Source organism: Burkholderia humptydooensis (assembly GCF_001513745.1).
Lineage (GTDB): Bacteria > Pseudomonadota > Gammaproteobacteria > Burkholderiales > Burkholderiaceae > Burkholderia > Burkholderia humptydooensis.
Genome location: NZ_CP013382.1, coordinates 2,716,639 through 2,731,176 on the forward strand (window position 1 = coordinate 2,716,639; position 14,538 = coordinate 2,731,176).

The window sequence follows — 14,538 nt, forward strand, 5'->3', positions numbered from 1 at the left end:
CTCGCGCCCCGTCAGGGGTTCAGTTTCAGTATCGTGCCTTCCACCGTGTGCTCGCCCGTCGCTGACGACGTCACTGTCTTGCCGCGCACGCTGTGGCTTCCGCTGGCGCTCGATTCCACCGTGACGCCGTTGATCACGATCGTGCCGTCCTTCTTCAGCGTGATGCTCGCATCGCCGCAAACAAGTGCGATTTCATCGCCCGCGCCGACATGCACGTTGTTCTTCACGCTCATCGTGTGGCTCGCGCCGACGTTCACCGATTGCGAATCGCCGACGTTGAGCACGTGCGCGTTCTTGATCGTCGACGTTCGCGAGCCGATCTCCTCGGCGTGATGCTCGATGACGGCGGTCTTCATGCTTTTCGAATTCGTCTGGTAGTGCTTGGTGACGTTCAGCGTCTTGCCCTCTCCGATCGATTCGGTCTTGTCTTTCGTCACTGTCTCCACGTGATTGCCGCCGATCGTCGCTTCTCGATTCGCGCCGATGGTCACGGTTTCGTCTTTTCCGACCTGCCGCGTGCGATTGCCGACGACGCCATGCGTCTCGTTCCCGCCGATCTGCGCGACGCGATGCTTCCCGATGTTCACTGTCTCGTTCTGCCCGACACTCCTTTGCCGGTTGTTCGCGACGCTCATCGTCTCGTTGTTGCCGACCGAATGCGAATGATCGTGGCCCACCGACAGCGTGTGGTCCTGCTCGGTCTCCGCGTCGAAGTTGCGCTCCGCATGCATCCACAACTGTTCCGCGCCCTTCTTGTCCTCGAAGCGAAATGCGTTCGAATGCTCGGCCGTGCCGCCCGGCGACGAGCGCGAGAGCAGCCCGCTTTGCGTCGCGCTGCCGGGCAGCCCCCACGGCGGCATCTTTTCGCCGTTGTACACGCGCCCCGTCACGATCGGCTGATCAGGGTCGCCGTTCAGGAAATCCACCACCACCTCATCGCCGATGCGCGGTATCTGCACGCCGCCGAAGCCGCCGCCTGCCCACGGGCTCGACACGCGCACCCAGCACGACGAGTTCTGGTCGCTCTGCCCGTAGCGGTCCCAACGAAATTGCAGCTTCACGCGCCCGTACTGGTCCGTCCAGATTTCCTCGCCCTTCGGGCCGACGACGGTCGCCGTCTGCGGGCCGTTCGTGCGCGGCCGCGGCGTCGCGCGCGGCGAGCGGTACGGCAGGCTCGACGGCTGCACGAGCACCTGCGATTCGTGCGCGACCGCTTCGTTGCCGCTGTCGGTCGCGTAGGCGTTCTCCTGAAACCGATACTGGCAGCGCACGATCAGGTATTCGCGGTTCTGGTCGGCGCGCGGGCAGTGTTCGAGCGTGAACAGATAGCCGGGTGCGATCCCGCGCACGTCGGTGCGCGCGAGCGCGCGCTCGTGCTCGGCCTGCTGCTCCTCGAGCCGCACGCGGCTGTAATGCGCGCCCGGCTCGTCGTCGCGATAGCCGCCGGGCCATTCGAACGACGCGAAGCTGTCGTGATCGTGGCCGCGCGGATCGATCTTCTGCGCGGACAGATCCGCGCGCGGCTTCGTGTAGTCGTAGTCGCTCGTCTCGTGCTTGCCGATGCTCACCTCCTGCGCGGGCAGCCAGCTATCGATGTGCTCTTCGTCGGCGATCGCGGTGCGGTCGCGCGCGATGAATGGAATATGCTCGTAGCCGGGCAGCGCGACGTGCGACGCCATCGCGTCGCACAGCATCAGCGTGTGCGTTTGCGCCGCATGCCTGAAGTAGTAGTAGATCCCTTCGAACTCCATCAGCCGCGACACGAACGCCGCGTCGGTTTCGTTGTACTGCACGCAGTATTCGCGCGGCGTGTACGTCTCGGTCAGATGGTTTTCGATCGGGAAACCATACGTGCCGAGCACGTCCTGCACGATCTCCGGCACCGTCTTGTTCTGGAAGATCCGGCAATCGGAGCGGCGCGTCGCGAGCCACAACCACGGGCGCACGATCAACTGGTAGCCGTAGTGCCGCTCCGCGCGCCGCCCGACGAGCGACGCGCGCGCGACGATGCCGTTCAGATAGCGCGCCGATTCGTCCTGCTGCCGGATGCGCACCGTCACCGGCTTGCCGAGCAGCTCCTTCAGCGACAGGCTGTGATTGTCGGCGAGCGCTTCGATCCGGAAGTCGAACATTCGCCCGAGCGCTTCCTCGCCGTAGAGCTGGTGAAACTTCAGGTCGTCTCCGTGCAGGCTGTCGAGTGTGAACACGCGGGTCACGTCGCGCCCTCCTCTTCGAATCGATAAACAAACTGGCCGTCGTCGGCGCTCACGTCGATCGCCCGCAGCGCGCGCCCCTCGATCGTCGCGCGCAGGATCTCCTGACTGATGCGCGGCAGCACCGTGTGCGTGAGGATCGCGTCGACCATTCGGCCGCCGGATTCGATCGTCCGGCAGCGCTCGACGATCAGCGCAGTCGCCGAATCCGCGCAGCGCAGCGCGATGCCGTGATGCGCTTCGATGCGGCGCTCGATGCGGTCGAGCTGCAATGCGACGATCCGCGCGAGCATCTCGTCGGTGAGCGGGTAGTACGGGACGACCGTCAGGCGTCCCAACAATGCGGCGGGGAACACGTCGCGCAGCGGCGCGCGCAGCGCGTCGGTCAGCGTCTGCGCATCGGGCGGGCGCTGCGGATCGCGGCACAACTGCATCACGCGCTCGGAGCCGACGTTCGACGTGAGGATGATCACCGTGTTGCGAAAGTCGATGTAGCGCCCTTCGCCGTCTTCCATCCAGCCCTTGTCGAACACCTGAAAGAAGATCTCGTGCACGTCGCGGTGCGCCTTCTCGATCTCGTCGAGCAGCACGACGCTGTACGGCCGCCGCCGCACCGCCTCGGTCAGCACGCCGCCCTGTCCGTAGCCGACGTAGCCGGGCGGCGCGCCCTTCAGCGTCGACACCGTATGCGCCTCCTGAAACTCGCTCATGTTGATCGTGATCGCGTTGTGCTCGCCGCCGTACAGCGTCTCGGCGAGCGCGAGCGCGGTCTCGGTCTTGCCGACGCCGGACGGCCCGCACAGCAGGAACACGCCGTGCGGCTTCGCCGGATCGTCGAGCCGCGCGCGCGCGGTCTGAATGCGTTGCGCGATCAGCTCGACCGCATGCCGCTGGCCGACGACGCGCTCGGCGAGCGTATCGGCCAGCTTCAGCACCGATTGCATCTCGTCGCGCACCATCCGGCCGAGCGGAATGCCGGTCCAGTCGGACACGACGGCCGCCACCGCGTACGTGTCGACCGCGGGCAGCACGAGCGGCGTCTCGCCTTGCAAATCGGCGAGCTCGCTCAATGCAGTCGAAAGCTTTGCCTGCGCATCCGCGCGATCCGTTGCATCGAGCGCGCGCGACGGATCGTCCGTGAGCAGCGAAGTCCTCCAGTCGACAATCTTGCCGAGCGCATCGCGCTCCGCCTGCCAGCGCGCATCGAGCGCATCGAGCACCGCCTGTTCGCTCGCGATCGATGCGTCGATCGCATCGAGCCGCGGCGCATCGCCCGCGCCGAGCGCGCACTCGCGCGCGACCAGCTCGCGCTCGACGCGCAGGCTGTCGATCCGGCGCCGCGCATCCTCGATCGGCGCGGGCACCGCATGCTGGCTCACCGCGACGCGCGCGCACGCGGTGTCGAGCAGGCTGATCGCCTTGTCGGGCAACTGCCGCGCGGGAATATAGCGATGCGACAGCATGACGGCCGCCCGCAGCGCATCGTCGAGCACCAGCACGCGGTGGTGCGCTTCGAGTTTCGCGGCGAGCCCGCGCAGCATCGTCAGCGCCGCGTCCTCCTCCGGCTCGCGCACCTGCACGAGCTGGAAGCGCCGCGTGAGCGCCGGGTCCTTCTCGATGTATTGCTTGTACTCGGACCACGTCGTCGCGCCAATCGTGCGCAGCAAGCCGCGCGCGAGCGCCGGCTTCAGCAGGTTCGCCGCGTCGCCCGTGCCCGCCGCGCCGCCCGCGCCGACGAGCGTGTGCACTTCGTCGATGAACAGAATGACGGGCCGCTCGCTCGAGCTCGCCTCGTCGATCACGCCGCGCAGGCGGCTCTCGAATTCGCCTTTCACGCTCGCGCCCGCCTGCAGCAAGCCGATGTCGAGCAGATACAGCTCGACGTCGCGCAGCGGCGGCGGCACGTCGCCCGCGACGATGCGCAGCGCGAAGCCTTCGGCCACCGCGGTCTTGCCGACGCCCGCTTCGCCGACGAGCAGCGGATTGTTCTGCCGGCGCCGCAGCAGGATGTCGACGATCTGGCGAATCTCGCCGTCGCGGCCGACCACCGGATCGATCTCGCCCGCGCGCGCCCGCGCGGTCAGGTCCACCGCGTAGCGCGCGAGCGCCGAGCCTTCGCGCGCGGCGGACGATGCGCCGCCCGCCGCGCCCGCCGATGCGCGCGCCGCCGGCGGCGGCGCTTCCGGCGAGCCTTCGACGATCTGCTCGAGCTCGTCGGCGAGCACGTCCGGCACGATCCGCTCGAAGTCGCGCGCGATCGCATACAGCACGTTGCGCAGTTGCGTCGTCTTCAAGATCGCGAGCAGCAGCACCGCGCTTCGGATTTGCGTCGCGTCGTACTTGAGCGTTGCGTACACCCATGCGCGCTCGACCGCATCGTCGATGTGCGCGGACAGATCGGACACCGAGCCGGCGCCGCGCGGCAGCCGCTCGAGCGCCGACACGATCCCGCGATCCACCGCCGCCGTGTCGATGTCGAAGCGGCGCAGGATGCGGTGCACGTCGCTGTCCTGGCGCTGGAGCATCGGATTCAGCCAGTGCACGAGCTCGACGTATGGATTGCCGCGCAGCCGGCAGAAGCCCGTCGCCTGCTCCAGCGTCTCGTAGAGAAAAGCGTTCAGTTTTCCGAACAAGGTCACTCGGCCGATATCGGACATGGCGATTCCCGTTCAGGCAGGTTGTCGATCAGGCGCGTCGGCGGCGGCCGCCTGATCGGCCGCGGTCGATCGAACGCGCGCGGCGTCCGCGCTCGCCCCCCCGCCGCGCGCATGGAGCGCGCGCGCGTCGTAGCCGAGCACGAGATCGTGCGCGGGGCCGGGATCGAGCCGCTCGCCGAGCCACGCGGTGCGGCCGAGCCCGTGACGGCCGCCGAGCGCGAGCGCCGGCACTTCGTCGTGCGCGAGCTCGAGCTGCACGTCCCAGTCGAATTCGATGCCGACGTACTCGCGCACCCATTGCGCGAGCCGCCGCGCGTGCGCGCCGCCCGGCAGGAACTGCCGGTATTCGTCGAGCGTCAGCGGGCCGAGCACAATCCGCAAGCGCGATTGCGCGTCGCGCACCGCATAGCCGAGCACGGCGCTGCCGAGCGGCTGCGTCGGCCGCGTCGCGCGGATCGCGCAGCGCTGCGCGCGCTCGAGCATCACCCATTGCGGCACGTGTTCGACGATACGCACCCGCACGCCGAAGTAGCGCCGCAGGATCTGCACGAGCCCCTCCGGGTTGCGCGTGTGCCGCACCAGATGGCCCGCCTGGTGATACTTCGCATGCGGCGCGAGCGCGCCGGCGCTGTCTGACGCATCGGCATCGGGCGAGGGCGCGTCGCGCGGCCCGATCAGGCTCGCGACGTAGCGGTCGAACCGCGCGCGCGCCGGCCGGTCGAGGCTGACGGTCGGCTGCGCGTCGGCCCACGCGCGATAGAACAGCAGGATCAGCCGATGATGGAACAGGTCGGCGAACGCGGCGAACGTCGGATCGTCGTGCTGCGTCGCGCGCTCGTACGCGTACTCGGTCAGATGCGACGGCAGCGGCCCGTTCGGCCCGAACAATCCGAAGCCGTGAATCGCGACGCGCGGATGCGGGCCGTCGTCGCGCACGTCGGCGAGCATCGCCGCCGCGAACGCGAGCGACGGCGCCTGGCCGAACCGCACCGGCTCGTCGCGCGGCCGCGACGCATAGCCGGACGGCGCGTGCTCCGGCGACAGCGCATCGAGCCAGCGCAGCGCATGGAACAGATCGTAGCCGTGCGGCGCGGCGCGCAGGCGGCGCCACCAGGCGTCGCGGCGCGCGGCGTCGGCATGCGGCGCTGCGTTCAGATCCGCACGCGGAGCCGCGCCCTCGTCCGCGTTCGAGTCCGCGCGCACGTCCGTCGCGGCCGGCTCCGGTTTCGGATGCGTCGTCATATCGCGGGCCGCCTGCCGACGCGCGTCGGCCATTGCGCGAGCCTGCCGCGCTGCGCGCTGCTCAGCACGCATTCGGCGAACGAGTTGATCGACACGTGCCGCGCGAAGAACTGCTCGAGCACCGCGCCGAGCAGATACGGGCTGTCGCCGGAAAACGCGTGATCGTCGACGGTCACGTCCACCTGCACGCCGCGCCCGAACATCAGCGGCCCGGCGGCCGGCAGCCGGCGGAACACCGGCGTGAACGCGACGCGGTGCACGCCGTCGATCTGCCGGCGCATCGCCGCGTCGGCCGGGTCCGCATGCAGGCCGAGCAGCTCGCGCAGCACGCGCGCGCCTTCTTCGTCGTCGACGTCGGTCAGCGTGTGGCGCGCGAGCCCGAGGTGGCTCACGAGCCGCCATGCGGTCTGCGCATCGGCGATCGGCGGGCGCGGCCGCGACGGCCCGCGGATCGCGGCGATCCGCTCGACGGGCGCCGACACGCGCAGCGTAAACGCGTTCGCATCGCCCGCCGGCAACAGCAGCACGAGGTCGCGATTCGTGCACAGCGTGTCGACGGACAGATAGCGGATCGATTCGTCGTGCGGCGCGCAATCGCTATCGACGAGCGACACGAACGTCTCGCTGCCGACGTAGCCGGTGCGCGTGCCGTTCGCGCGCGCCTGCGCGGACACGAGGCGCGGCTCGTGGCGCACCGTGTAGTACGCGCCGTAATTGCCGTCGTCGCCCGCGAACGACGCGTGGAACGGCCGGAACACGCGTGCCTGACCGTCGTCGCGCGGCTCGCTCGCGAGCCGACGCACCGCGTAGACCTCGTAGTCGAGCGGCCGGCTGCGATCGACGACCACATGGTGCTCGCGCGCGCCCGGATGAACCGGAATGCGGTCCGCGCGACGTGCGAACAGATTGACGGCCGGCGTGCAGTTCAACGCGATGTGCCGCGCGTCGACGCTGTTTTCGAGCGCAGCATCATGCCGATCGAGCAGCAGCGTCAGCTCGAACGTGTCGCCCGTCGCGCGCGCGAGCGCGGGCCGCAACCCTTCGATGCTGAAGAACAGGAAGCGCGCGGGAAACGCGAAATACTCGCGCAGCAGGCGGTAGCCCTGGAAGCTGCGGCCGTCGTCGGGCAGCAGCGCCTGGTCCGCGTCGAAGCCCTGATGGGCGAGCGCATCCGCGCCGAGCACGTGCAGCCAGCGCGGCGGCTGCGCCGCGTCGTGGCAGACGACGCCGATCGTATGTCCGGCGATCAGTTCGAGCAGATGCAGCGCGTCGCGCTCGGGGCCGGCGAGATGGAACATCAGCCGGTCGATCGGCAGTTGCGCGAGACTCGCGCCGCCGCGCGCCTTCAGCCGGATGCGCAGCGCGCCGCGCACGTCGCGCCGCGAGGCTGTCGCCGAGCGCGGCAGATACGCGGGCGCGCCCGTGACCGTGGCGGCCGCGAGTTCCAGCGGCCACAGCGTCAGATCGTGCGCGGTGCGAAACTCGCACGCGGTCTGCTCGGACGCGGCCGGCCGCGCGCGCAGCGCGGTGCCCGCCGGCAGCCGGTAGCCTTGCGCGAGGCTGCCCTCGTTCATCATCGGCGTGAACTGAACGATCGCCATCGACGGAATCGGCGCGACGTAGCCCGGATACACCGCGTCGAGCAGCGCCTGCGTGAAGCGCGGAAACTCCGCGTCCATCTTGAGCTGCACGCGCGCGGTGAGGAAGCTGAAGCCTTCGAGCAGCCGCTCGACGTATGGATCGGGCGGCCCCGATTCGTGCATCCGCAGGCGCGCGGCCACTTTCGGAAACTGCTGCGCGAACTCGCCGCCGAGCTCGCGCAGGTATGCGAGCTCGCGGTTGTAGTAATCGAGCAGGCGCGTGTCCATCGCGTCAGCCTCCCGCCGCTGGTTGCAGCGCCATCGCGCCCGTCTCCAGATCGAGATCCGAGCGCAGCACGAATTCGACCGGATGCGGGACCGACCACAGCGTGCCCTTGATCTCGAACATCAGCACGTTGTGCCGGCGCTCGCCCGCCGCGCCGCCCGGCGTGTCGAGCACGCTGCGCACCTCGACGCTGTCCGGCGCGATGCGCGGCTCGAAGCGCACGATCGCATCGCGGATCGACGCCTCCACCGACATCCGCTCGACGCCCGACATCGGCTTGCCGACGAGCGGCCGCATCCCGTAGTTGAGCACCGACGCCTGCGCGTGCGCGAACGCCGGCCAGTCGACGAAGCCGTCCTCGCCGTTGCGCGTGTTGAGCAGCCACGTCAGGTCGCGCAGCACCGCCGCGCGCAGCCGCTCGCCGCCGATCGCCTGCGCGTCGGGCGGCTCGGTGCGCCGCTCGCGCTCAGCGTCGGTCAGCCGGTCGAGCAGCGCCGGCTGCAGCCGGTCGCGCGCGGCGCGCATGCCGCCCTCCCGGCTGCCCCCGGTTCGCACGTCGTCGTCCACGGTTCGCGCTGCCCGCCGTCACATCTCGGTGTTTTCCTTGATGTTCCAGCCTACCGACACCTCGGCGCCCTTGCCGCCGTTGTCGTTCTGCTGCCAGTACTGCTTCTTGACCTTCGCGGCCTGGAAGCCGTACTGCATCAGCAGCCGGTCGGCGGCGTCGCCCGGATCGACGCCCGCGATCTGCGCGGACGTGACGAGCACTTCCTGCAGCGTCACGCGCATGAACTCGATCTGCGAGCCGCCCGTCTTGCACGCCGAGATCTCGACGGACGACAAATGTTTGCCGTTCGCGCAGTTCTTGATGATCGCCGTGGCGCCCTTGTCCATGTACGCGGCCACGACGAGATCGTTGAAGCTCGCCTTGCCCGCGTTGCCGCCGCTGCCGCTCGCCATCGCGCCCGGCTGGCTCGCGCCCCACGAGAACGACTGGATGTCGGTCCAGCCCTTGTGCTGCGCATCGGCCGATTCGCCGGTGACGCCGTCCACTTTCATAAACATTGCGACGCCCATCGATTTCTCCGTTTGGGTTGATTGAGGGATGTCAGTCGAGTCTCATCGGCCGGTTGACGTTCATGCGCTCGCCGCCTTCGCCGACGGCAGCTTCGAGATGAGCCGCAGCGACACGGTGAGCCCTTCGAGCTGGTAATGCGGCCGCAGGAAGAACTTCGATGCGTAATAGCCGGGGTTGTCGTCGATCTCCTCGACGACGACCTGCGCGGCCGCGAGCGGCTTGCGCGCCTTCGTCTCCTGCGACGAGTTCGCCGGATCGCCGTCGACGTAGTTCATGATCCAGTCGTTGAGCCAGCGCTCCATGTCGTCGCGCTCGCGGAACGAGCCGATCTTGTCGCGCACGATGCACTTCAGGTAATGCGCGAAGCGGCAGCACGCGAACAGGTACGGCAGGCGGCCCGAGAGCCGTGCGTTCGCGGTCGCGTCGGGATCGTGATACTCGGCGGGCTGATACAGCGACTGCGCGCCGATGAACGCCGCGAAATCCGAATTCTTTCGATGAACGAACGGCATGAAGCCGTTCTTCGCGAGCTCGGCCTCGCGGCGGTCGCTGATCGCGATCTCGGTCGGGCACTTCTGGTCGACGCCGCCGTCGTCGGTCGGGAACGTGTGGCACGGCAGCCCTTCGACCGCGCCGCCCGATTCGACGCCGCGGATCGACGAGCACCAGCCGTACAGCTTGAACGAGCGGTTGATGTTCGCCGCCATCGCGTATGCGGAATTCGCCCACGTGTAGCGGTCGTGGCTCGCGGCTTCGGTGTCTTCCTCGAAGTCGAATTCGTCGACGGGATTCGTGCGCGCGCCATACGGCAGCCGCGCGAGAAAGCGCGGCATCGCGAGCCCGACGTAGCGCGAATCCTCGGACTGGCGCAGGCTGCGCCACGCCGCGTATTCGGTGTTCTGGAAGATCTTCGTCAGATCGCGCGGATTGGCCAGCTCCTGCCACGAATCCATCTGCATCAGCTCGGGCGACGCGCCCGCGATGAACGGCGCGTGCGCGGCCGCCGCGATCTTCGACAGCTCGCCGAGCATCTCGACGTCGGGCGGGCTGTGGTTGAAATAGAAATCGCCGACGAGGCAGCCGAACGGCTCGCCGCCGAACTGCCCGTACTCCTCTTCGTAGACCTTGCGAAAGAGCGGGCTCTGATCCCACGCGACGCCCTTGTAGCGCTTCAGCGTGCGCGCGAGCTCGTTGCGCGACGCGGGCAGCGCCTTGATCTTCAGCAGCTCGTCGGTCTCGGTGTTCGTGACGAGATAGTGCAGCCCGCGCCATGCGCCCTCGAGCGTCTGGAACTCCTCGTGATGCAGGATCAGGTTGATCTGCTCGGAGAGCTTGCGGTCGATCTCGGCGATGATCTGCTTGACGCTGCCGTAAGCGTCGGTCGTCATGCCGACCGTGTGCTCGAGCGCCTGCTGCGCGAGCGTGCGCACCGCGCGCTCGACCGATTCGCGCGCCTCCGCGGTCTTCGGCTTGAACTCCTTCTGCAGCAGCGCGGCGAACTCGTCGCGCGCGACGACGGGCTGCGCGGCCTCGCGCGTGTCGGCCCGGGTTGGAGCGTGTTCATTCATGGCGAATCTCCGAATCGTCCGCGGCGCCGGTGCCGGCGATGGCCGGCGCGCCGCCGTCGGCGCTCGCCGCGAGCGGCTGCCGCACGAGCGACTTCAGCAGTTCCGGATCGTTGATCGCGTTTTCGATCAGTTGCTCGGCGCCGTGCTTGCCGTCCATGTACGACAGCAGGTTCGACAGCTCGGTGCGCGCCTCCAGCAGGCGCCTGAGCGCATCGACGTTGCGCGCGATCGCGGCGGGCGAGAAGTCGTCGATGCTCTCGAACGTCATGTCGACGCTCAGCATCCCGTCGCCCGACAGCGTGTTCGGCACGTGGAACGCGACGCGCGGCGCGATCGATTTCATCCGCTCGTCGAAGTTGTCGACGTCGACTTCGAGGAACTTGCGCTCCGGCAGCTCCGGCAGCGGCTCGGCCCGCTTGCCCGCGAGATCGGCGATCACGCCCATCACGAACGGCAACTGGACGCGGCGCTCGGCGCCGTAAGTCTCCACGTCGTACTCGATCTGCACGCGCGGCGCGCGGTTGCGCGCGATGAATTTCTGTCCGCTGGCCAAAGCCTTGTACTTGCTCGTCATCGTCTGCTCCTTCGCAATCAGGTTGCGTCGATCATGTCCGCCGCCCGCAGCGGCGCCTCGCATCATTCGCTGCGCTGGCCGCTCAGCATGTCGAGCTTCGGCAGGCTCTCCGGAGCGAGATCCCGGATGATTTCGTAGAAGTCGAGCGACAGCAGCCGCTGCGCGCGGCGCAGCAGGATCGGCGCCGGGTGGCTCGGCTCGTGCAGCTCGAAGTAGCGGCACATCTTTTCGAGGCCGAGCTGCACGTCGTCGCGGCTCGTCACCTCGGCGTCGCGCCATGCGCGGCCGTTCGCGGCGAAGGCCGGCGCGGCCGCGCCATTTGCCGCGCCATTTGCCGCGCCGTTTCCCGCGCCGGTTGCCGCGCCCGCCGTCGCGTCGGCCGCGCCCGCCTGCGGCGCGCCCAAGGGCGGCGGCAGCCCGTCGCGCACGATCCGGCGCAGCGCCTTCTCGAAGTCGCTCGCGTCCGGCGCCCATTCGTCGCCGAGCTTCGATGCGACGCACGCGCGAATCGCATCGAGCGCGTCGAGCGCGGCGAACGCCGCCCGCAACGTCGGCTGCCCGCCGTCGCGCGCGCGCACCAGATCGGCGATCAGCCGCTCGCGGCCGCCCGGATAGCCTTCCGCGCCGCCGTCCCGGCCGTCGAACGCACGCTCGGCGTCGCGCACGCTCGGACCGCCGTCGAAGAGCGCCTGCCGGCGCGCGGCGCGCGCGCAGCCGTGCGCGCCCGCGACTTCGGCGAGCGCGTTCGCGCGCAGCGTCGGATCGCGGTCGCCGTCGGCGTCGAGGCGCGGATGAACGTCGTCCCACCACAGCGCGAGCATCCCCGCGACGAGCTTCAGCCCGTCCGCATAGCCGGGAATGCCGCGCAACTCGGTCCAGCTACGCGCGAGATGCGCGGCGACGCGCAGATCCTTCGTGCGCCCCGACAGCTCGAGCGCGAGACGCTCGACCGCGCTCCAGTCGGGCGCCTCGGCCGGAATCACGGTGTCGCCGTATTGCTGCTCGGGCCGCGGCGTCGCGCTTTCCTGCAGCCGCAGGAAATCCTGCTCGTATTCGAGATTCGCGCCGCACGGCAAGTCGGGCGCGACGCCGGCGAGCAACGATTCGATCGGATCTGAACTCTGCATGGGTCTTCCCGTGGATGGACCGGCGCCGGCGGCGCGCGCCGGCATGTCGGCGTCATTCGAACGCATAGTCGATGCTCACCGGCTTGCTGCCCGGATCGATCTTCACCGTGCGCCGCAGCGGCGGCAGCGTGCCGTTGCGGATCTCGATCTGATAGACGCCCGGCGCGAGCGACAGCGTCCGCAGCGGCGGACTCGCGCCGCGCTTCACGCCGCTCACGTACACGTCGCCCCACGGGCGCACGTGGAATCGCACGGGGATCGTCTCCTGCAGGTCCGGCGGCTGCTGGTCGGCCGCGGCGGCGGCCTCCGCGGCGACGGACGGCGAGACGGGCGGCGCGCCGCCGCTCGCGGACGGATTCGCGACGACCGTCTCCGTCGCGTCGAGGCTGCCCTTCGGCGCGAGGTTCGCAGCCGGCGCGGCGCGCGCGGACGCGGCGCCCGCGTCGTTGTTCGCGATCTGCGGCGCGGCGCTCGCGCCGGCGGCCGTCGTCGCAACGGTCGGCGCGGGCTCGTGCGCGATCGTGTCGGCGGGCGTGGAGGGCGGCGCGAGCGCGGGCTGCGGCTCGGCGCGTTGCGCAAGCGTGGCGGGCGCGCTGCCGGGCGCGGGCGTGAGCGCGGGCGTTGCGGCGAGCGGCGGCGACGCGCTCGCGTTCGTCGCTGTCGTCTCGGGACGGCCGGACGGCTTCACGAGATACGCGACGCCGATGCCGATCGCGAGCGACACCGCGAGCGCACCACCCGCATATGCGATTGTTCGCCGGTCGCGCCATCCCGTCCGTGCGGCGGCGGGCCGCGGCGGCAGCGGGTCCCGTTCGCCCGCGTGCTCACGCGAAGGTGACAGCGACGGCGCGTGATCGGCGCGCGGCCGTAAAGGCCCGGCCTCGCGATCGTCGGTCGACGGTGGCTGCTGCGGCGGCGCGGCCGATGCACCGCCGGCCCGTTCGGCGGCGGCCGGAGCCGAATCTCCGCGCCGATACGAGGCCGACTCTTGCGACTCTTGCGACTCTAGCGGCGGTCGAGACTGTCGCGCGCGCTCCACGTCGAGCCGCATCGCCGCCGCGTCCGCGCCTACGTCGGCATCGTCGCGTCGCCGCGCATCCGGCGAACCGGACGTCGCAGCCCTCTGCGCGCCGTCCTCCGCCGCGCCCGCCTCGCGATCGCCCGCCGGCTCGCGCGGCTGCGCTTGCGCCGGGCTCGCCGGCGGCGCGACATGAGGCGAAGGCGGCCGCTCGAACTCGCGCAGCCCGAGCTCCGCCGCGAATTGCGCAACCGACTCCGGCCGGTCGGCGATCTTCAGTTGCAGCGCGTGGTCGATCGCCGCGAGAAACGCCGGGCTGTACGGCTCGCGCGCGGTCAGCTCGCGCGTCGCGAGCGGCCGGTAGGTGTCCTGGATGCTGCGCACGACCGCCGCGGGCGGCAGCTCGCCCGTGACCATCGCGTGCATCACCGCGCCGAGCGCATACAGATCGGTCCACGGCCCCTGGCCGAACGCCGGATCGTCGGTGTACTGCTCGATCGGCGCATAGCCCGGCTTGATCATCATCGCGCTGTCGTCGACGAGATCGCCGATCCGTTTGCGCGCCGCGCCGAAGTCGAGCAGGATCGGATTGCCGTCGGGCCGGATCAGGATGTTGTCGAGCGCGATGTCGCGATGGAAGCACTGCGCGCGATGCAGCGTGTCGAGCGCGCCGAGCAGCGCCGCGACGATGTGGCGCAATTGCGTCTCGCCCATCTGCGCGCCGCCGTCGAGCAGTTGCTTGAGCGTGCGCCCTTCGTAGAACGGCATCACCATGTACGCGGTGCCGTGGCTCTCCCAGAAATGCAGCACCTTGACGAGCCCCGGATGGTCGAACTGCGCGAGCAGCCGCGCCTCGTTGAGGAACGCGCTGCGGCCCGCGTCGAACGCCTGCGCGAAGCGCACCGAGCGCAGCGACACCGTGTAGTCGCCGCCGCGCGTCGCGAGCATCGACGGCATGTATTCCTTGATCGCGACCGCGCGCCGCAGCGTGCGGTCGAACGCGCGATAGACGATCCCGAAGCCGCCGACGCCGAGCACCTCGTCCAGTTGCAATTCGCCGAGGCGATGGCCGAGCGGCAGCGGCCGCACCGCGAATTCGGCGGCGGCGCTGCGGGTCACGGTCTCCTGCTCGTTGTCTCTCGAAAATGGGTCCGTCATGTGCCACCTCGTGATTCCGCAAAGATTCCACGAATCG

General features: G+C 69.7%; 10 protein-coding genes. All 10 read right to left on the minus strand.

Translation table 11 applies throughout. The annotated features are described in order from the left end of the window. Positions 1 to 11: 11 nt before the first annotated feature. The 10 genes from AQ610_RS30875 to AQ610_RS30920 all read right to left on the minus strand — a co-directional run bounded on the left by AQ610_RS30875 (position 12) and on the right by AQ610_RS30920 (position 14,501). Positions 12 to 2,216, minus strand: a complete 2,205-nt coding sequence (locus tag AQ610_RS30875; RefSeq protein ID WP_009915939.1) for a type VI secretion system Vgr family protein — start codon at positions 2,214 to 2,216, stop codon at positions 12 to 14. Continuing rightward, a complete protein-coding gene (gene tssH / locus AQ610_RS30880; RefSeq protein ID WP_009915940.1) occupies positions 2,213 to 4,870 on the minus strand; it encodes a type VI secretion system ATPase TssH in 2,658 nt (885 codons plus the stop codon). Before tssH ends, AQ610_RS30875 begins: the two co-directional genes overlap by 4 nt. A gap of 12 nt (positions 4,871 to 4,882) precedes the next feature. Continuing rightward, positions 4,883 to 6,145, minus strand: a complete 1,263-nt coding sequence (gene tssG / locus AQ610_RS30885) for a type VI secretion system baseplate subunit TssG (RefSeq protein ID WP_006028196.1) — start codon at positions 6,143 to 6,145, stop codon at positions 4,883 to 4,885. Continuing rightward, on the minus strand, positions 6,109 to 7,980 hold the full coding sequence (gene tssF / locus AQ610_RS30890; RefSeq protein WP_006028197.1) for a type VI secretion system baseplate subunit TssF: 1,872 nt from the start codon (positions 7,978 to 7,980) through the stop codon (positions 6,109 to 6,111). Before tssF ends, tssG begins: the two co-directional genes overlap by 37 nt. A gap of 4 nt (positions 7,981 to 7,984) precedes the next feature. Beyond that, positions 7,985 to 8,545 (minus strand): type VI secretion system baseplate subunit TssE, encoded by a 561-nt coding sequence (gene tssE, locus AQ610_RS30895; protein WP_041862008.1) that lies wholly within the window; start codon positions 8,543 to 8,545, stop codon positions 7,985 to 7,987. Positions 8,546 to 8,563: 18 nt separating this feature from the next. Beyond that, positions 8,564 to 9,055 carry an Hcp family type VI secretion system effector gene (locus AQ610_RS30900; RefSeq protein ID WP_009915945.1) on the minus strand — a complete coding sequence of 164 codons (492 nt, stop codon included), beginning with the start codon at positions 9,053 to 9,055 and terminating at the stop codon, positions 8,564 to 8,566. 60 nt (positions 9,056 to 9,115) lie between these two features. Next, complete coding sequence (gene tssC, locus AQ610_RS30905; RefSeq protein ID WP_006028200.1) at positions 9,116 to 10,624, minus strand: type VI secretion system contractile sheath large subunit; 1,509 nt, start codon at positions 10,622 to 10,624, stop codon at positions 9,116 to 9,118. Next, the gene (tssB, locus tag AQ610_RS30910) at positions 10,617 to 11,198 is read right to left on the minus strand and encodes a type VI secretion system contractile sheath small subunit (RefSeq protein WP_015603677.1); all 582 of its coding nucleotides are present in this window, start codon (positions 11,196 to 11,198) and stop codon (positions 10,617 to 10,619) included. The genes tssC and tssB overlap by 8 nt, the downstream gene beginning before the upstream one ends. Positions 11,199 to 11,260: 62 nt before the next feature. Next, complete coding sequence (gene tssA / locus AQ610_RS30915; RefSeq protein ID WP_043282935.1) at positions 11,261 to 12,325, minus strand: type VI secretion system protein TssA; 1,065 nt, start codon at positions 12,323 to 12,325, stop codon at positions 11,261 to 11,263. A gap of 52 nt (positions 12,326 to 12,377) precedes the next feature. Beyond that, the gene (locus AQ610_RS30920; RefSeq protein ID WP_043282937.1) at positions 12,378 to 14,501 is read right to left on the minus strand and encodes a serine/threonine-protein kinase; all 2,124 of its coding nucleotides are present in this window, start codon (positions 14,499 to 14,501) and stop codon (positions 12,378 to 12,380) included. Positions 14,502 to 14,538 lie beyond the last annotated feature (37 nt).